We start from the raw sequence: 17196 nt of genomic DNA, 5'->3' as shown, positions 1-17196 counted from the left end.
ACTCCACAAATAGACTTTCTGCATACCAGTTTACTCTTTTTTCAGAAAATTTCAAGGAAATACACAAGAAACCTCCTTCTTGCTATCTCATCTAAAAAGTTGTATACTAATTGCGTGCGCAAGCATCTCAGATAGGCAAATCTGTTTATAATTACCATATAGAAAGGAGATTGATATGACTTACTTAGAAAAATGGTTTGACTTCAACCGCCGACAAGTAGAGCTAGAAGCTCTTTTAGAGCAAACGATTGCTGAGCAGAGTGACCAAAGCCTAACGCTCAAAGAATTCTATCTCTTGCACTTTTTAAATCAGGCTCAAGAAAAGTCTTTGAGACAGATTGACCTGCCTAACAAACTCCATCTGAGTCCAAGTGCCGTATCACGAATGGTGGCACGCCTAGAAGCCAAAAACTGTGCTTTACTTAGTCGGAGATGTTGTGACCAGGATAAGCGAGCTAGTTTTATCTGCCTCACTAAGGAGGGTCAGACAACTCTTGCCTATCTACAAAAAGCTGTAGAAGAAAGCCTGTCTACAAATACAGACTGGTAATTTTAATTTTTTACAAAAAACTTGCGTGCGCAAGCAATTTTCTTGACATTCCTTTTTCCAAGGAGTAAAATGAAGATATGATTTAGCAAAGGAGAACCCTATGATTGAAATCACTTATCTTGATGCCAGCAAGCAAGAGAGAACCATGACCTTCGAGTCATACGAAGAATTTGAACGTTCTCAACATGCCTGCCTGATTGGTGTCGCAGACTACTACCCTGTCCAAAAAGTAACCTACAAGGGACATGATTTGGACTACCATGGGACTTATGGAGATGTTTTCTTCTATCTCATGAAACAAGATTTAAGCCAATATAATTAAAAAGGAGAAATACTATGGCAAAAGCAATTACAGATGCAACATTCGAACAAGAAACTAAAGACGGATTGGTCTTGGTAGACTTCTGGGCTACTTGGTGTGGTCCATGTCGTATGCAAGGTCCAATCTTGGACAAATTGTCTGAAGAACTTTCAGAAGATGTCTTGAAGATCGTTAAAATGGACGTTGATGAAAATCCAAACACAGCTCGTGCATTTGGTATCATGTCTATCCCTACTCTTCTCTTCAAGAAAGATGGACAAGTTGTTAAACAAGTGGCTGGTGTCCACACTGCAGAACAAATCAAAGCCATCGTTGCTGAATTAAGCTAATCAAAAGAGAGACCAAGTGCATTCATTTGGTCTCTTTTTTCTTGCCCTTTGCCATTTTTAAAAAAATATGCTAGACTGTAACTAGAATATTACGATGTTTGGGACATGCCATCGCTAAAAAAAACCTTTACTTGGTATTTTTTAGCTCCCTCTGGGGAGCTTTTTGCGTGCTCTGAACATTTCCCATTTTGGAAGGAGTACTATGAAACGTCAATCAGCCTTGGTCGTCTTTAGTGGCGGTCAAGATTCAACAACCTGCCTTTTCTGGGCCAAGCAACACTATGAAAAGGTCGAAGCCGTTACCTTTGCCTACGGCCAACGCCACCATTTAGAAATTCAAGTGGCCAAAGAAATCGCTGATGAACAAGGAATTCGTCATCATATCCTAGATATGTCTCTGCTAGGACAAATTACTGAAAATGCCTTGACTTCAGATTTAGAAATTGAGCAAAAAGAAGGAGAGGTTCCTAATACCTTCGTTGACGGTCGCAATCATCTCTTTCTGTCCTTTGCGGCAGTCCTTGCCAAACAGCGTGGAATTACGGATATCGTGACAGGGGTGTGCGAAACAGACTTCTCAGGCTATCCTGACTGTCGGGATGTCTTTGTCAAATCACTCAATGTCACGCTCAACCTTGCTATGGATTACGACTTTGTGATTCAAACGCCTCTCATGTGGCTAGACAAGGCTGAAACTTGGGAATTAGCTGACCAACTCGGTGCCTTTGACTACGTTCGTGAGAAGACCTTGACCTGCTACAATGGGATTATCGGTACTGGTTGCGGAGATTGTCCTGCCTGCCATCTACGCCAACATGGTTTAGAGGTTTATCTCTCTCAGAAAGGAGAGGCCTGATGTTTTTTGCCCCCAAAGAAATCAAACAAGAAACTGGGGAATCTCTTGTCTACAATCCTCACAGAACCTTAGTCTCAAAAGAATTTACCTTCGATGCTGCCCACCACCTCTTTCACTATGAAGGAAAATGCAAATCCCTACACGGTCACACCTATCATCTGCAAATCGCTGTCAGTGGATTTTTAGATGATAGAGGTATGACCTACGATTTCGGAGACATCAAAGCTATCTACAAGGACTACTTAGAGCCCCACTTGGATCATCGCTATCTCAATGAAACCCTGCCCTACATGAATACGACTGCTGAAAATATGGTTTACTGGATTTTCCAAACCATGAGCCAAGAGTTGCCAGACGAGCGCGGTCTCCGTTTGGAATATGTTCGCCTCTATGAAACTCCGACTGCCTTTGCAGAGTTTAGACGGGAGTGGTTAGATGACTAAGGAACGTGTCCTCAAACTACCAGTTCTAGAAATTTTTGGGCCTACCTTTCAAGGTGAAGGTCGAGCTATTGGCCAGAAAACCATGTTTGTCCGCACTGCTGGTTGCGACTACCACTGCGACTGGTGCGACTCCGCCTTTACTTGGGATGGTTCTGAAAAACCAACTCGCATGACAGCTGATGAAGTAATCGCTGAATTAGATAAACTAGGAAGCTACGACTATGTCACCCTATCTGGGGGAAATCCTGCTATCCTAGCAGCCAACATGGCAGAATTGGTCACCAAACTCAAGAAACGTGGTGTCACTCTTGCCGTTGAAACCCAGGGATCTCGCTGGCAAAATTGGTTAAAAGATATCGACCAAGTCACTCTGAGTCCTAAGCCTCCTTCCTCCAAGATGGAAGTCAACTTTGAGACCTTGGACTTTATCGTTTCCCAACTAGACCCAGACAAAGTCACCTTTAAAATCCCTGTCTTTGATGATGCAGATCTAGCCTTTGCCAAAAGTATTCAAGAACGCTACCAACCAGATGTCATCTTCTTATCAGCGGGAAATCCTGAGCCCAAGGCTACAGGCAATATTGTCCAAGACCAACTGGACCGCCTCAAAGAACTCTGGGAACGTGTCGCTGCCGACGATAGCTGGGGCAATGTCCGCGTCCTTCCTCAACTCCATACCCTCCTCTACGACAACCAACGTGGTGTTTAAGATTAGAAAGAAAAAATCATGTCACAACAAGAAGAAATGAAAAACCTCAGCCTCCTCGGCAACAAAGAAACCAACTACATTTTCGAATATCAACCCGAAGTCCTCGAATCCTTTGACAATCGTCATGTGGAAAATGACTATTTCATCAAGTTCAACTGCCCTGAATTTACCTCACTTTGTCCTATCACTGCTCAGCCAGACTTTGCAACTATTTATATTTCCTACATTCCTGACAAGCTCTGTGTCGAGTCAAAATCCCTCAAACTCTACCTCTTTAGCTACCGAAACCATGGAGATTTTCATGAAAACTGTATCAACACTATCGGGAAAGACTTGGTCAACTTGCTAGACCCTCGCTATTTAGAAGTCTGGGGAAAATTTACACCTCGCGGTGGCATTTCAATCGACCCCTACTACAACTACGGTAGACCTGGAACCAAGTATGAAGGATTGGCAGAACAACGCCTCTTCCAACATGACCTCTATCCAGAGAAAATTGACAACCGCTAAACTCATACTCAATGAAAATCAAAAAGCAAACTAGGAAACTAGCCGCAGGCTGCTCAAATCACTGCTTTGAGGTTGTGGATAAGACTGACGAAGTCAGCTCAAAACACTGTTTTGAGGTTGCAGATGGAAGCTGAGGTGGTTTGAAGAGATTTTCGAAGAGTATAATACGAAAAAAACCTACCCTCCAAGATGGAGAGTAGGTTTTTTTCAATCTAGTTGAATTATTCTTCAGTTCCAAGGAAGTTTTTAGCAACAAGGGCTGCAAGAACTCCACCAACGATTGGTGCAAGGATGAAAATCCAAACTTGTTGAAGAGCTGCGCCACCTACCAATACAGCAGGAGCCAAGCTACGAGCTGGGTTTACTGAAAGTCCAGTGATGTTCAAGCCAGCTAGAATCAAAGCTGTCAATGACAAACCGATCACCAAACCAGCGATTGCGCCATTTCCTTTGCTTGCTGAAGTTACAGTCATGATCACCAAAACAAACAAGAATGTTGCGATTGTTTCAAACAAGAAACCACCAAAGACAGTTACACCGTTTGCCAAGGCATTTTCACCAAGACTTGCAGTTGACATACCTGAATTTGCCAAGAGGAAGAACACAGATCCTGATGCAAGGAAAGCACCGACTACTTGACCAAGGATGTAGTTTACAAGTTCTGAAGATGACAAACGTTTGTTAACAAACATAGCGATAGAAACAGCTGGGTTCAAGTGAGCACCTGAAACAGTTCCGATTGAGAAAGCTGCAACTACGATTGCCAAACCAAAGGCAAGAGCAATTCCAAGGTGTCCAAGACCTTCAACACCATTTCCAAAAACAACAGCTCCTGTTCCGATGAACACAAGCATAAAAGTACCGATCAATTCAGCAACAAATTTTTTCATGTTAAGTCTCCTTTTTTCAAACTATGTATTAGTCTATCAGAAGAAGGAAAGGGTTTCAAGAAAAGTGCTTGGAAAATATCGTGCGCTTTCCCCTTTTACACGATAGTTTTATTTTTCTAAAAAACAGTCTTTGTTTGACAAAAATTTCACAAAGTTGTATACTAAAAAGCGATAGGACTTCTTTTAGAGTCTATCACAACTCACTTATAACCCTTTGCTGTTCTTTTATGAACGTTTAAATGGTATCACGGATACCAAAGGAGGAATCATATGTCTAAAGTAGCTATTGTTACAGGTGCAGGTCAAGGAATCGGTTTTGCAATCGCAAAACGCTTGGTCCAAGATGGTTTTAAGGTTGGAGTATTAGACTACAATGCTGAAACAGCTGAAAAAGCAGTTGCTGAGTTGTCAGCAGAGAATGCTTTAGCTGTTGTAGCAGATGTGTCTAAACAAGCGGAGGTTGCTGCAGCTTTCCAAAAAGTTGTAGACCATTTCGGAGACTTGAACGTTGTGGTAAACAACGCTGGTGTCGCTCCGACTACACCTCTAGATACGATTACAGAAGAACAGTTCAATCGTACCTTTGCTATTAACGTCGGTGGGGTAATCTGGGGCGCACAAGCTGCTCAAGCTCAATTCAAAGCACTTGGTCACGGTGGTAAAATCATCAACGCTACTTCTCAAGCAGGTGTTGTTGGAAATCCAAACTTGACTGTTTATGGTGGTACAAAATTCGCTGTTCGTGGTATTACTCAAACATTGGCGCGTGATTTAGCTGACTCAGGCATCACTGTTAACGCTTATGCTCCAGGTATCGTTAAAACACCAATGATGTATGATATCGCTCACGAAGTTGGGAAAAATGCAGGAAAAGACGACGAATGGGGTATGCAAACATTCGCAAAAGATATTACATTGAAACGCCTATCTGAGCCAGAAGATGTCGCTGCAGCGGTTAGCTTCCTTGCTGGACCAGATTCAAACTACATTACAGGTCAAACCATTATCGTCGATGGTGGTATGCAATTCCATTAAGATAAAAAATGAGGTTGGAAAATAATCCAACCTCTTTTATCATCTCTACGATTTCAATTTCCAGAGTCATTTTTTTGTTAGTGAAAACAATCTTTCTTCAAGACAAGAAATACTCTCCTGCTCTAAATAGTGTGATTTGCCCTTTTTTAATAGAACACAAGATTAGGAACAGTTTGGATATCCATTTTTTCTGCGAAATCATCAAAAAATCAAAGTTTCCATTGCCGCCATGGATACGTTTATTGACTCTTTCACGCGCCATTTCAAGAGCATAAAAAAACACCTTTTCTAGGTGATTTTTTCATAGTCTCTTATTTTTCCAATTCAAGCAAAACACTTATGGCAGATAAGGCATAAAGTGGCGCTGTTTCGGCTCGTAGGATGCGAGGACCAAGTCCTGCAAGGACCGCTCCCTTGGCTGTAAAACTTTCGATTTCCGCAGGTGAAAGGCCACCTTCTGGACCAAAGATAAAGAGCAGTTTAGCTCCTTTTTCAAGACCACTCACAGCTTGTACAAGAGCAGCGCTTTCGCCTTCTTTAGCCGACTCTTCATAGGCCACCACGATACGATCAAACTGGTCGAACTGGGCTAGAAAGTCTGCTTTTTTTTCAAAAAGGGTAATGCTAGGGACATGATTCCGCTTGCTTTGCTCGGCCGCTCCAAGGGCGATTTTTTCTAGTTTTTCGACCTTTTTACCCAATTTCTTACCGTCCCATTTGGCGACTGACCAGTCAGCCGGGAAGGCCCAGATTTGACTAGCACCAAGTTCTGTTACTTTCTGAGTGATGAACTCCAGCTTGTCTCCTTTGGGAAAGCCCGATGCGATGGTCACTTGAACTGGCAGTTCTACATTGTCTGCTAATTCCTCAATCAGCTCCAACTGACGGGCTTCTACATTGACCACGCGCGCCAAACGCTTGATGCCATCATCAAAGACTAAGGTCACCTCATCATCTTCTGTCAGGCGCATGACCTGAAACATATGCTTGCTGGTTTCCTTGTCCTCGATAGTGACAGGAGAGATTGCACTGCCTTTTACAAAATATTGCTGCATGCTAGCCTCCAATCACACCTGAAATATCCTTGGTTTTCTTGAAGACACAGGCATTCCATTCTCCTTGAATCATGTGAGTTTCAAGGAAAAATCCAGCTGACTCAGCTGACTCACGCACCATGTCCCACTTGTCCTTGATAATCCCGCTCATGATGAGATAGCCTTCGTCCTTGACCAAGCGATAAGCATCCTCTGTCAGATGAATAAGGATATCCGCCAAAATGTTGGCCACGATGACGTCAGCTTCAATCTCCACGCCCTTGAGCAAATCACCTGGGGCTACATGGATATTTTCCATGCCAGGATTGAGTTCAATATTTTCCTGAGCGACACGAACCGCTACATCGTCCAAGTCATAGGCGAAGATTTCTTTGGCACCCAGAAGCGAGCTAGCAATAGAAAGGACGCCTGAACCTGTCCCTACATCCAGGACTGTTTCTCCACCGCGAAGAACCTGCTCCAAGGCAAAGAGACTCATCTTGGTCGTCGGATGCGTTCCTGTCCCAAAGGCCATCCCTGGATCTAGCTTGATAATCTTTTCTCCAGCTGTCGCCTCATAGTCTGTCCAAGACGGAACGATAGTCAAATCATGGGTGATACGAGCTGGTTCATAGTATTTCTTCCAATTATCTGCCCAGTCTTCCTCAGCCAAGGCAGTCGTGCCAATCTTAACCTCACCCAGATCCATAAAGTCGGTCAATTCTGCAAGACGAGTTTGCAAGTCCGCTTCCACCGCTGCTACATCAACTGTGTCAGGGTAGTAGGCAGTCACCACGATTTCTTCTTGCTGCTCGACCTCAGGGAAAATCTCACCGAAACGGTCGACATTTCCCACATAGTCCATGCTGTCTTCGATCGCTACCCCTTGGGCGCCTAACTCGATCAAGAGATTGGAAACTAATTCCTCTCCCTCACGCTTAACCGTTACTTTTAACTCTTGCCATGTTTCCATTTTGTATTTTCCTTATTCTTCTTAAATTCTTCAATCACATCTGTATAGTGTTCTTTCATTGCGCTATGAATCTGCTGTTTAAAAATACCAAACATAAGATAATAAACAAATAGAACAATTCCTGCAAGCAGTAGCAGTAATAAAAAATGTACTGAAAGGGGCAGTACGAGACCTTCACCACTCAGTAAGGGTAAAACAAGCATTAATCCCCAAATAACAGCCATAGAGATCCCAGCTACTTTCGTACCACTTTCTCTCTGCTTCTTTAACTTTAAATATTCCATGTAAATGAATGTAGCTTCTTCCCTAGAGTATTGTCCAGTTTTTAGTTTGCGTTTAACTTCCTTGTTTAACGTGGTTGTTGCAATCGCAAAAATCATTTCACTTCCTCCAAATAATCCCTCAATCTACCCTGCAACTGCGGAACTACTTGACTGGATGTCAAAAATTCCTCAATGCTCATCAATTTATAGCCCTGGCCTTCATCTCCAAAGACGATACTGTCAAATTGTTCTTGACTTAACTGACTAACCATAAAGACCGACTGCTTCCTCTCAAAAAGCATACTTGGGTAGACCTTACTCCCAAGCAGGTTATCTTCAGTTAGATGAATCCCTAACTCTTCAAAAACTTCACGCGCTACGCACTCAAAAGGAGTTTCGTCCCCTTCACGACCTCCACCTGGCAACTCCCACATATTGGGCCAAGGAATGCTGGGCTTGTCATCACGCAGAATAGTTAGGACACTATCTCCACAAAGTAAGGCAATCTTGCAGCCTGTGAAATCAGAAATCTCTAGCTCCATGCTAGACTCCTAATATCTCGGATAAGGGTAAAACTCTCCTTCTTCCAAACCGACTTTCCCTTCTTCAAAGACTTCTTGGTTCCATTCCATGACGAATTCTTCTGCTTCTGGGTCTTCCAAAAAGTCCATGAGGGCATCTAGTCCAACCTCTGCAGTATCTTTGAGGAATAGTGCAAAATAAGCTAAAAATTCACGAGAAAAACCTTTCTTCGGCAGATAAGGGATGACTGTGAGATACTCTTCTGCATTAACTGTTGACTTGGCAGGGTTATAAAAAAGCACCGCTTCTTCAAAGAGGATATCGTCTGATGACACCTCTCCATCCTCATCTAGCATCTCCACTCCTGCAGGATTTTGCGCCTCTAGCAGAAAACTCACTTCAACTGCATGATTGCGTTTGTCCCAGCTAATCTCATAGTCAAAAGGAAAGTTCTTGTCCAACTCTTCTTGTAAAACATCTAAAAATCCGTATGTTGCCATGTTGTCCTCTTTCTATACGACTCTTAAATCGCCCCGAATACTCGGAAATATGCTAAAATAGATACTACCATATTACCACATTCGTATCAGAAAATCCATGTTAGAAAGGACTGCTATGCCAGACAATCTCGCGCTTCGTATGCGCCCCAAAACCATCGACCAGGTCATCGGTCAAGAGCATCTGGTAGGCCCAGGAAAAATCATCCGCCGCATGGTAGAGGCTAACCGCCTGTCTTCCATGATTCTCTATGGGCCTCCGGGTATCGGAAAAACCAGTATCGCTTCGGCCATCGCTGGAACGACCAAATATGCCTTTCGAACCTTCAATGCAACTGTTGATAGTAAAAAACGTCTCCAAGAAATTGCTGAAGAAGCTAAATTCTCAGGTGGCCTTGTACTGCTACTAGACGAGATTCATCGTCTTGACAAGACCAAGCAAGACTTCCTCTTGCCTCTCCTAGAAAGTGGACTGGTCATCATGATCGGGGCGACAACTGAAAATCCTTTCTTTTCTGTCACTCCAGCCATCCGCAGTCGTGTTCAGATTTTTGAGTTGGAACCCTTGTCTAACCAAGATGTTAAAGAGGCCATTCAAATAGCCCTGACAGATCCTGAACGTGGTTTTGATTTCCCTGTTGAATTAGATGAGGATGCCCTTGATTTTATAGCAACATCGACCAACGGAGATCTCCGTTCTGCCTTTAACTCGCTGGACTTGGCAGTTCTCTCCACTCCAGCTACTGACAAAGGTATACGTCATATCACGCTTGACATCATGGAAAATAGTCTGCAACGGAGTTACATTACTATGGACAAGGATGGAGACGGACACTATGATGTCCTTTCTGCCCTTCAAAAGTCTATTCGCGGTTCAGATGTGGACGCTAGTCTCCACTATGCTGCTCGCTTGATAGAGGCTGGTGACCTTCCTAGCCTAGCTCGTCGTTTGACTGTGATTGCTTATGAAGATATCGGTTTGGCCAATCCTGAAGCCCAGATTCATACCGTAACTGCCTTAGATGCTGCCCAAAGGATCGGATTCCCCGAAGCCCGCATCCTCATTGCCAATGTCGTCATTGATCTGGCACTTTCACCCAAGTCCAACTCAGCCTATGTGGCTATGGATAAGGCCCTAGCTGACCTTAAAACATCCGGTCACCTACCAATCCCACGTCACCTGCGAGATGGTCACTATAGCGGTAGCAAGGAACTAGGCAATGCCCAAAACTACCTCTATCCACACAACTACCCAGGTCACTGGGTCAAACAAGAGTACTTGCCAGAAAAAATCCGCAACCATAGCTACTTCTCACCAGAAGATAGTGGAAAATACGAACGTGCCCTGGCTCAACGCAAGGAAACCATTGATAAATTACGAAACTTATGAAATCCTTTTCAAAATTTTTAATTTTCCCTTGATTTTTTTTGAAAAAGTGGTATCATATAATCATAGAAACGCTGTGGTGTACGACTTCACATTTAAGTGTTGACCGACTATTTTTTGTATTATTAGGGAAACAAAAGTCTTCTAACAGCATGTAGGCCGTCTCACACGGAAACAGCTTCAGTTAGAGCGAGTTGCCCACCTGCTTAATTGCGCGGGTTCAATACAAACCGTGAAGTTTCGGCACCAATACAGCTTTTTATTTGCCTCCTTAGCTCAGTTGGTAGAGCAGTAGACTCTTAATCTATGGGTCACAGGTTCGAGCCCTGTAGGGGGCATCTAAATCAACAGGAAAAAGCCTTTATTTATAAGGCTTTTTTGCTTGTCTATAACTGATTTGCCCCATCATTTGCCCCACATTTTTTTTATGAGCAATCTTTCCAGACATCTCTGATTATGAAAAACAAAAAAGCTATCCTACCTTTGCAAATTTGGATAAGATAGCGGAATATTTTAATGCAACTCCAACCCAACTCTTTGGAACGAGTAAAGAGATTGAGTTAGAAAAGAGTGTTCTTGAATCTAATGAATACTCTGATAAAGTAAGTGAAATCTTAAAAGCTGTTAAATACATCGAGCATTTCCTACATACTGATGGACAGTACTTAGAGGATTTACTTTACCTAACAAGAGGCAACCAACTATACACAGAAGATGGAAAAGAGTTGTATATTGATCCAACTTCTCAGAAAAGAACACTTCATAACCAATATGAACCTGGTTTTATTGAAGCAAGGGATAAATCTCCACTAGAACTCTTAATTGAAAATAAGGAATTGTTTGATAAATAGAAAAAGCGAGGATAACCTCGCTTCAGATTGAAGTTAAAATCTTTAGAAGACACTTTTATAAGGACTTTGTCTTCAATCTGTGAAAAGGAGTGAAAACTCCTTTTCTTTTTGTAAGTCAGACTGAAACTTCCAAATTGTTTATTTATTTTATTGACATTTTCTATAAAAATAAGTACAATAGTTTTATTAGAAAACTATACTATATAGGGGGTATTGAAATGAAATTTTCTAATCGTTTACTGCTATTCCTTGCAGGAGTTGTTTTTGTCCTTTTAGGACTTTTCCTATTTACAAACCCAGTAGCTAATCTTGTTGCTTACAGCTGGTGGATTTCATTTGGTTTACTGGTTTCTTCTATAGCAGCTATTTTAGGCTATTTCTCTGCACCAAAAGAGCTTCGCTCACCTGTTTATCTTTTCCAAGGATTTGTTAGTCTTCTCTTAGCTCTTTACCTCGTTGCTTATGGCTTTGTGACCCTGCCGGTCGTCATTCCGACCATTGTAGGAATTTGGTTAATTGTAGAAGCCATTATTGCTTTCTTTAAAGGCAATCGTCTAGGATTGATTTTCCCTATTATTGGTAGCAATATCATGTGGGTAGCCTTGCTTGAATTTTTACTAGGTCTAGTGATTCTGTTCAATCCAGTGGCTACAGGTGTCTTTGTCGTTTATGTCATTGCCTTTTCATTTTTAGTTACTGGCTTCACCTACATTATTGATGTCTTTCGTAGATAGTCTAGTTGCTATTTCTATCGCATTCAAAAAAGCTGGGAAATCATATTCTCAGCTTTTTCGTCTCTTTAATTATCACTTTTTCGCATTCCATTCTACGTAGAAATTTGTTTTTCCATTTTATTCTCCAATTTGAACTCGCACTGACATTTATTTATAACAAAACTATATATCTAGAATAGCATAATCATTAGGTATTATAGGTTTTCAAACAAAATACGAGTCATTCGTTTTTGCCCCACTTTTGCCCCATTTTTAAATCCTGACATTGAAAATACCTAAAAGTATTTCCCTAAAATCAGCTATATTTCAACATTTTTGTTTATTTTCAATATGAAAAGTTCTTACAAATTCATGTCGTTATCCTGAGAATAGTTAGAATAAATTAAAATAAGGTCTTTATCTAACACGAAAGCCACATATGTTTATTTTTCATTAACTTGTGTAATGAAAAATAACTGAAAATCTTTTGCATCTTTCTGAGTCGGAAAGTCAATTATAATATTGTCCAACGCAGTACCAAACCACCTATTTGCCGACCTTTTTCTATTGCTTTTACAGATAGGAGTATTCTTCCCTTAGCCAGCCAACGGTTTATCGACTTCATCCTTGCTAATAAACACCTGCTCTGTTAAGACGGGACACTCTTATCCCAAAAAAGTTCCAAAGTCTCACCTGACTCTGGAACTTTTTGATTTCTACACTTATTGTTTGGCTTCCTGTTTTAATTGTTGCACCTGTTCCTCGTACTGGACAAGCTCCTTGTCTTTTATATTGATAGTCGCTTCTGCTTCAGCAATGCGGCTTCTCAGATCTTGAGTCTTGCTATGGTGATAGCTAATACCAATAACACTACCAGCAATGATTCCGATTACTAGACAAGTAAAAATCACCAAAATCAAGGAAGCAGATAGTTGTGTAAAGACAAGACTGACAGTTACTGTTTGACGATTGAGCAGACCAAAGCAGATCACAATGACTAATAAGATCAAACCGCCAATTAGATAAGCCTTATCTTTCAGTGACAATTCATTAAATTTTTTTAGCATAAGTTCCTTTCCTCCTGACTATGTTGATAGAAAACTACACAACATTTAGACATTAACCGAAGCCATTCTACCAGAAAAATTCGATACTGTCAATAATTATTTGATTAACACTCCGTAACTCTACTTGAGTATTTACACATAATTATTGACAGTATCCCGATTTGATCTCGCACTGACATTTATTTATAACAACACTATATATCTAGTATAGCATAATCATTAGGTATTATAGGTTTTCAAACCAAATAGGAAACCTATATGAGTCATTCGTTATTTTTGCCCCACTTTTGCCCCATTTTTAAATCCTGACATTGAAAATACCTAAAAGTATTTCCCTAAAATCAGCTATATTTCAACATTTTTGTTTATTTTCAATATGAAAAGTTCTTACAAATTCATGTAGGGGGCATCTAAATCAACAGGAATAAGCCTTGAAACCAAGACTTTTTTGATGTCAAATAACTTTTTGTAGCAAATCATTATAAAGGTTTTCCAACCTTATCAAACTTATCATTTATTCTCAATCAATTGCTAGCAATATTTGATAAGACCAACTGTTTTTTACAGTACAGAGCTAGTCTATAATTAACTAAACTATACTAATTTGTGCCCATATTACATGGCCAATCCGCATAGAGATTAAAATGGGCTATTATGAATTCATAAATTTTCGCAACAGAACAAGAGCAAGTCATTTAGAAATAAAAGAGAAGAGAATCTTTCACTCTCTTCTTAGTATATCTTATTAAATTCAGTCTTTCTCAATCTACCTGATTTTCCTTTGCAACGACAAATTCTTTAACCAATCGATAGATAACAGCAAATATGGGTGTAAAGAATATCATCCCAAGTAAGCCAAAGAGATTGCCTCCAATACTAGCAGCCGCAAGCGTGAAAAGGGCTGGCAAACCAATAGACTGACCTACAACTCTAGGATAAATAAGGTTTCCTTCAATCAGCTGTATAACTTGATATAGAAGAAGAGAAAGTAAGGCTTGAGTAGGACTCACTGTGAAGATAAAAATCGCTCCCACAACACAAGCAATCATAGGCCCTACATAAGGAATGAACGATAGCACTCCTGCAAAGATACCTGTCATTACTCCATAGGGTATCCCAAACACGCTGTAACCAACCGCTATCATAACTCCTATGATAACTGCTTCAATCAGCTGACTCATCAAAAATTGGTCATAAGTCTCTAGTGCTACTTGTCCAATGTAAGTCAACTTTATCACCACCTTCTCTGGAAGAAAAACTTTTAGAAGTCGACTCGTCATCGCTGCCAAATGTTCCTTACTGGATAAAAATAAAAAGGTGAAGACTATAATCAAAAAGGCATTCATCAAACTTGAAAAAATATTGCCGATATTACTAGTCAGACCTGATAAAAAACCTATCAAAGCTTGGCTAATAGAGCTAGACTGTCCCTGAATTCCTGATACGATAGTTGACAACATGTCTTTGGTTACAAATTCCGAGCTGCCTAGCAATTTCCCAAGTTGAGTAAGGACTGTTGAAAGGACTGTTCCCAGCTGACTAATAGTCTGGGCTAGGGTTGGCAGCACCAAAACCAAAAGAGCAATCACGATTAAGATAAGAGCTAGGAAAACAAGTACCATGGCAATCGGACGACGCAACTCTGCCTTTACCTTCAATTTAACTAAGTACTGTTCAATTTTTTTCATGGGAACATTGAGCACAAAAGCAATAACAGCACCATAAATCAAGGTTGATATTACATCAAAGAGAGAGATTGCTCCTGATATAAAGCTCGATGCATTCAGAATTACAAGAGCAACCAGCCCTATAAAAAGTATTAACGGGGTGTATTTTTTTACTAAGTTCATAAATTCTCCTTAATAAACATGTTTAGATACGACTATACTATTTGGTTTTTCAAACTCTCGATTAAGGTAGGCTTGGTAAGTTCCTGGAGCGATAAATCCTTTGGGTGAGAGGATATCGGTGCCAGCCTGACCGACTATGGTATCAGCCAAGAGCACACAGTTTGTAGATAAGACAAAGTAGGATTTAAACTTAGATTTGATAAATTTATAAAGTTCCCCATCCGTCTCATGTCTGATTTTATAAGCGTAGGTGTAGTCTTCCTTACCATCTTCCGTTTTAATTTTATCTGCGCTTGGCTCCCAAGGAATCGTTAGTTGTTTTAATTCAGCTAATTTTTCCTGAACCGCTTCTTCCATTTCCGGTGTCAAATCTATTCCGTAACCAAATAGCGTTTTTTGACTCTCCCGTTTACATAAGTCAATGTACTTATCACGGTCGCAAAAATATAAAACACCATCTCCAACCATACCAAATAAGGTCTCAGATGACGGATCATAGTTTCCATAAGAAATCACACGTCCTTGATAACAAAGGTCCACATGACCAATAGCTGAAAATAGAGAAGTCTCCGCTGTATGAACGAAAATTTCAAGATCTGCTGTCTTACCAAACTTCACCATTCCAAGATAGATTTCCTCTTCCTCATCAGCATTTTCCTGCATGAATTTATTGATTTTTGCTAAAGTACTTGCAGGGATGAGAGCGGCTAGGGCAATAGGTAAGCTCATTCTGACACGACGTTTGAGATGGTTTTTCCCAATTTCCTCCTCAAACAAGAAACCATCACGGATATTGGACACACCATAAAGGAAAAAATAAGCCCCTAATACAAAGAGTTGAAAGACAGAATTTCCTGTAGAGGACAAAAGACTAGTCCCACCAAGAAAAACTAGTACGAGACCATCTAGTAAGAAACGAAAACGAGGTCGAATTTTGTTTTTGCGGTAGAGAACATAGGTGACAAGGTTGATACTAGCATGAAAAATCTGAGAAATTCCAATCACAAGAGCCAAAATATAAATTGGCACATCAGTAGCAAGATTCGAGCCTAGCAAATATCCCATCACTAACAATTTAACCAGTGCAACTCCCAAGGTGTCCGTTGACTGACTTTTTTTGAAAATACGTAATACTAAATCTAAGACCGTTGCTATCCAAGCTAAAAACAGAACCAGTCGAATAACCGTCACTGGCAACCAAGTTCCCGTGACCATCAAGATAAGACCTAGCAGAACAAACAAGAAACCCTGAACAAGTAATTTCTTACCTGTCAGACCTAAAGAAAGAATTTTTTCCATAAAAGACCTTTCAAAAATAATAATTAAGCCCTTTGATCAAATTGACTGGTAAATAGCTGACGGCACAAACAGCCTGTGCCAGCAAGACATGGCGACTGACTGTAGCAATGTCACCATCTTGTCTTATGCACTTCTAAAATTTGTTTTATTGATTCGAAAACAGAGCTTATAAAAACTAGCTAAACTTGAGAGATAAGTACAATTGAGACGAAAAAATGTCTAACCAATACTACTTGTAAAGGTAAGAAAATATTATTTCTATTCTATTAATGATTTATATACTATCTATTATGACACAATACTCACTATAGTTCAACATTTTACTAATTAAAAATCATAAAAGAAGTTTCAAGTCCTCATAACGCTTTGAAAAGAACAAAAATCTGAATGTAATAAGATAGTACCCATTACCCATATTATAATTAGATTATGAATTGAAGCTTTTTGGAACTAAAATTAGGAATAATTGAGAAAGTAGGGAGGGAAATTTTGCTTTTACCCCATTTTGAAATAATTTCATTTTAGATTTTTCTAAGTTTCTTTCAAAGAGCCTGCAGGGGGCATCTAAACAACAGGAAAAAGCCTTGATTTACAAGGCTTTTTTTTGTGTAGTCCTAGCACTGAAAAACGATTAATAAACGATTTTATCACCCAACTTTTCGATTACACTTGACAAATAAAGAAATTCTCGAAAAACTGCTTTCCTACTCTCAAAAACTTAGACACCACTATGATTTCTATCAACTCATACTCTTTCATTTTCAAGAGAAACAAGCTGACCATTTCTTTGATCTTATTGAAGAAACAATTTCTTCTATAGTTCCTATTTTTCAAACTATTTTTAAGACCTTTTTGAAAGATAAGGACAAAATCATGAACGTACTGGAGCTTCCCTTCTCAAACGCAAAACTAGAGGCGATCAATAATATCATCAAAGTCATCAAGCGAAATGCTTTTGACTTCCGCAACTTTGACAACTTCAAAACTAGACTTCTCATTACTTTGAACATCAAAAAAGAGAGAATCAATTAGATTCTCTCTATAATATTTTTTATTTCAGTACTTTCAACTTTAAGAAATCAACGGCATAAACTAG

The 17196-nt window shown here is 40.1% G+C and carries 20 protein-coding genes, 1 tRNA gene and 1 pseudogene; 13 read left to right on the top strand and 9 right to left on the bottom strand.

The window, feature by feature from the left end; genetic code table 11:
• Positions 1-175 precede the first annotated feature (175 nt).
• The 7 genes from QM923_RS07445 (at position 176) to queF (ending at position 3719) form a co-directional block, all read left to right on the top strand.
• The gene (locus QM923_RS07445) at positions 176-550 is read left to right on the top strand and encodes a MarR family winged helix-turn-helix transcriptional regulator (RefSeq protein WP_414291412.1); all 375 of its coding nucleotides are present in this window, start codon (positions 176-178) and stop codon (positions 548-550) included.
• A 100-nt stretch (positions 551-650) separates the two neighbouring features.
• Complete coding sequence (locus QM923_RS07440) at positions 651-872, top strand: DUF4649 family protein (protein WP_004250771.1); 222 nt, start codon at positions 651-653, stop codon at positions 870-872.
• A 14-nt stretch (positions 873-886) separates the two neighbouring features.
• Entirely contained in the window at positions 887-1201 is a 315-nt protein-coding gene (gene trxA, locus QM923_RS07435) for a thioredoxin (protein ID WP_001029581.1), read from the top strand.
• A 202-nt stretch (positions 1202-1403) separates the two neighbouring features.
• A complete protein-coding gene (gene queC / locus QM923_RS07430) occupies positions 1404-2057 on the top strand; it encodes a 7-cyano-7-deazaguanine synthase QueC (RefSeq protein WP_414291411.1) in 654 nt (217 codons plus the stop codon).
• Positions 2057-2500 carry a 6-carboxytetrahydropterin synthase QueD gene (queD, locus tag QM923_RS07425; RefSeq protein ID WP_000464566.1) on the top strand — a complete coding sequence of 148 codons (444 nt, stop codon included), beginning with the start codon at positions 2057-2059 and terminating at the stop codon, positions 2498-2500. Before queC ends, queD begins: the two co-directional genes overlap by 1 nt.
• Positions 2493-3209 carry a 7-carboxy-7-deazaguanine synthase QueE gene (gene queE / locus QM923_RS07420; protein ID WP_006153171.1) on the top strand — a complete coding sequence of 239 codons (717 nt, stop codon included), beginning with the start codon at positions 2493-2495 and terminating at the stop codon, positions 3207-3209. Before queD ends, queE begins: the two co-directional genes overlap by 8 nt.
• Positions 3210-3227: 18 nt before the next feature.
• Positions 3228-3719 (top strand): preQ(1) synthase, encoded by a 492-nt coding sequence (gene queF / locus QM923_RS07415; protein ID WP_000082589.1) that lies wholly within the window; start codon positions 3228-3230, stop codon positions 3717-3719.
• Between the two features lie 221 nt (positions 3720-3940).
• Here queF and QM923_RS07410 read toward each other — a convergent pair whose 3' ends face one another.
• Positions 3941-4609: an MIP/aquaporin family protein gene (locus QM923_RS07410; RefSeq protein ID WP_004250764.1), complete on the bottom strand. Its 669-nt coding sequence runs from the start codon at positions 4607-4609 to the stop codon at positions 3941-3943.
• A 270-nt stretch (positions 4610-4879) separates the two neighbouring features.
• On the opposite strand from QM923_RS07410, the gene QM923_RS07405 reads away from it, so the two are divergent.
• On the top strand, positions 4880-5644 hold the full coding sequence (locus tag QM923_RS07405) for a (S)-acetoin forming diacetyl reductase (protein ID WP_004250763.1): 765 nt from the start codon (positions 4880-4882) through the stop codon (positions 5642-5644).
• Between the two features lie 311 nt (positions 5645-5955).
• On the opposite strand, the gene QM923_RS07400 is transcribed toward QM923_RS07405, so the two are convergent.
• From QM923_RS07400 to QM923_RS07380, 5 genes are read right to left on the bottom strand one after another with little or no spacing between them, the layout of a single operon-like run.
• Entirely contained in the window at positions 5956-6699 is a 744-nt protein-coding gene (locus QM923_RS07400; protein ID WP_414291410.1) for a 16S rRNA (uracil(1498)-N(3))-methyltransferase, read from the bottom strand.
• A gap of 1 nt (position 6700) precedes the next feature.
• Positions 6701-7651: a 50S ribosomal protein L11 methyltransferase gene (gene prmA / locus QM923_RS07395; protein WP_004250761.1), complete on the bottom strand. Its 951-nt coding sequence runs from the start codon at positions 7649-7651 to the stop codon at positions 6701-6703.
• Positions 7630-8031 (bottom strand): hypothetical protein, encoded by a 402-nt coding sequence (locus QM923_RS07390; RefSeq protein WP_036758379.1) that lies wholly within the window; start codon positions 8029-8031, stop codon positions 7630-7632. The genes prmA and QM923_RS07390 overlap by 22 nt, the downstream gene beginning before the upstream one ends.
• Positions 8028-8456, bottom strand: a complete 429-nt coding sequence (locus QM923_RS07385) for an NUDIX hydrolase (RefSeq protein WP_414291409.1) — start codon at positions 8454-8456, stop codon at positions 8028-8030. The genes QM923_RS07390 and QM923_RS07385 overlap by 4 nt, the downstream gene beginning before the upstream one ends.
• Positions 8457-8465: 9 nt before the next feature.
• Positions 8466-8936: a DUF3013 family protein gene (locus QM923_RS07380; protein ID WP_075229765.1), complete on the bottom strand. Its 471-nt coding sequence runs from the start codon at positions 8934-8936 to the stop codon at positions 8466-8468.
• A 115-nt stretch (positions 8937-9051) separates the two neighbouring features.
• Between QM923_RS07380 and QM923_RS07375 the strand changes: the two genes are divergently transcribed.
• The 4 genes from QM923_RS07375 (at position 9052) to QM923_RS07360 (ending at position 11905) form a co-directional block, all read left to right on the top strand.
• Positions 9052-10323, top strand: a complete 1272-nt coding sequence (locus tag QM923_RS07375) for a replication-associated recombination protein A (protein WP_414291455.1) — start codon at positions 9052-9054, stop codon at positions 10321-10323.
• 262 nt (positions 10324-10585) lie between these two features.
• Positions 10586-10658 (top strand) — tRNA-Lys (locus QM923_RS07370).
• Positions 10659-10754: 96 nt separating this feature from the next.
• Positions 10755-11171 (top strand): helix-turn-helix domain-containing protein, encoded by a 417-nt coding sequence (locus tag QM923_RS07365; RefSeq protein WP_414291454.1) that lies wholly within the window; start codon positions 10755-10757, stop codon positions 11169-11171.
• Positions 11172-11389: 218 nt separating this feature from the next.
• Positions 11390-11905 (top strand): DUF308 domain-containing protein, encoded by a 516-nt coding sequence (locus tag QM923_RS07360; RefSeq protein ID WP_414291408.1) that lies wholly within the window; start codon positions 11390-11392, stop codon positions 11903-11905.
• 701 nt (positions 11906-12606) lie between these two features.
• Here the strand turns inward: QM923_RS07360 and QM923_RS07355 are convergent.
• The 3 genes from QM923_RS07355 to QM923_RS07345 all read right to left on the bottom strand — a co-directional run bounded on the left by QM923_RS07355 (position 12607) and on the right by QM923_RS07345 (position 16100).
• Positions 12607-12951: a lipopolysaccharide assembly protein LapA domain-containing protein gene (locus QM923_RS07355; protein ID WP_004250751.1), complete on the bottom strand. Its 345-nt coding sequence runs from the start codon at positions 12949-12951 to the stop codon at positions 12607-12609.
• 761 nt (positions 12952-13712) lie between these two features.
• Positions 13713-14801, bottom strand: coding sequence for an AI-2E family transporter (locus QM923_RS07350; RefSeq protein ID WP_004250750.1), 1089 nt, complete (start codon positions 14799-14801; stop codon positions 13713-13715).
• A 9-nt stretch (positions 14802-14810) separates the two neighbouring features.
• Positions 14811-16100 carry a hypothetical protein gene (locus QM923_RS07345; RefSeq protein WP_004250748.1) on the bottom strand — a complete coding sequence of 430 codons (1290 nt, stop codon included), beginning with the start codon at positions 16098-16100 and terminating at the stop codon, positions 14811-14813.
• A 624-nt stretch (positions 16101-16724) separates the two neighbouring features.
• On the opposite strand from QM923_RS07345, the pseudogene QM923_RS07340 reads away from it, so the two are divergent.
• Positions 16725-17132 (top strand): annotated as a pseudogene (locus tag QM923_RS07340) (transposase); the annotation flags it as partial.
• Positions 17133-17196 lie beyond the last annotated feature (64 nt).

Source organism: Streptococcus infantis, from assembly GCF_047463275.1.
GTDB lineage: Bacteria > Bacillota > Bacilli > Lactobacillales > Streptococcaceae > Streptococcus > Streptococcus infantis_AF.
Note: the sequence above shows the minus strand (reverse complement) of the source record. Positions and strands in the feature narration are given on the sequence as shown.

Bases quoted from the DNA above. Each gene is read 5' to 3' on its own strand.
- QM923_RS07400 (WP_414291410.1), bottom strand. From the start codon at position 6,699: ATGCAGCAATATTTTGTAAAAGGCAGTGCAATCTCTCCTGTCACTATC.
- QM923_RS07355 (WP_004250751.1), bottom strand. From the start codon at position 12,951: ATGCTAAAAAAATTTAATGAATTGTCACTGAAAGATAAGGCTTATCTA.
- QM923_RS07350 (WP_004250750.1), bottom strand. From the start codon at position 14,801: ATGAACTTAGTAAAAAAATACACCCCGTTAATACTTTTTATAGGGCTG.
- QM923_RS07375 (WP_414291455.1), top strand. From the start codon at position 9,052: ATGCCAGACAATCTCGCGCTTCGTATGCGCCCCAAAACCATCGACCAG.
- prmA (WP_004250761.1), bottom strand. From the start codon at position 7,651: ATGGAAACATGGCAAGAGTTAAAAGTAACGGTTAAGCGTGAGGGAGAG.
- QM923_RS07385 (WP_414291409.1), bottom strand. From the start codon at position 8,456: ATGGAGCTAGAGATTTCTGATTTCACAGGCTGCAAGATTGCCTTACTT.
- QM923_RS07405 (WP_004250763.1), top strand. From the start codon at position 4,880: ATGTCTAAAGTAGCTATTGTTACAGGTGCAGGTCAAGGAATCGGTTTT.
- QM923_RS07445 (WP_414291412.1), top strand. From the start codon at position 176: ATGACTTACTTAGAAAAATGGTTTGACTTCAACCGCCGACAAGTAGAG.
- trxA (WP_001029581.1), top strand. From the start codon at position 887: ATGGCAAAAGCAATTACAGATGCAACATTCGAACAAGAAACTAAAGAC.
- QM923_RS07360 (WP_414291408.1), top strand. From the start codon at position 11,390: ATGAAATTTTCTAATCGTTTACTGCTATTCCTTGCAGGAGTTGTTTTT.
- QM923_RS07410 (WP_004250764.1), bottom strand. From the start codon at position 4,609: ATGAAAAAATTTGTTGCTGAATTGATCGGTACTTTTATGCTTGTGTTC.
- QM923_RS07440 (WP_004250771.1), top strand. From the start codon at position 651: ATGATTGAAATCACTTATCTTGATGCCAGCAAGCAAGAGAGAACCATG.
- queF (WP_000082589.1), top strand. From the start codon at position 3,228: ATGTCACAACAAGAAGAAATGAAAAACCTCAGCCTCCTCGGCAACAAA.
- queD (WP_000464566.1), top strand. From the start codon at position 2,057: ATGTTTTTTGCCCCCAAAGAAATCAAACAAGAAACTGGGGAATCTCTT.
- queE (WP_006153171.1), top strand. From the start codon at position 2,493: ATGACTAAGGAACGTGTCCTCAAACTACCAGTTCTAGAAATTTTTGGG.
- QM923_RS07380 (WP_075229765.1), bottom strand. From the start codon at position 8,936: ATGGCAACATACGGATTTTTAGATGTTTTACAAGAAGAGTTGGACAAG.
- QM923_RS07345 (WP_004250748.1), bottom strand. From the start codon at position 16,100: ATGGAAAAAATTCTTTCTTTAGGTCTGACAGGTAAGAAATTACTTGTT.
- QM923_RS07390 (WP_036758379.1), bottom strand. From the start codon at position 8,031: ATGATTTTTGCGATTGCAACAACCACGTTAAACAAGGAAGTTAAACGC.
- queC (WP_414291411.1), top strand. From the start codon at position 1,404: ATGAAACGTCAATCAGCCTTGGTCGTCTTTAGTGGCGGTCAAGATTCA.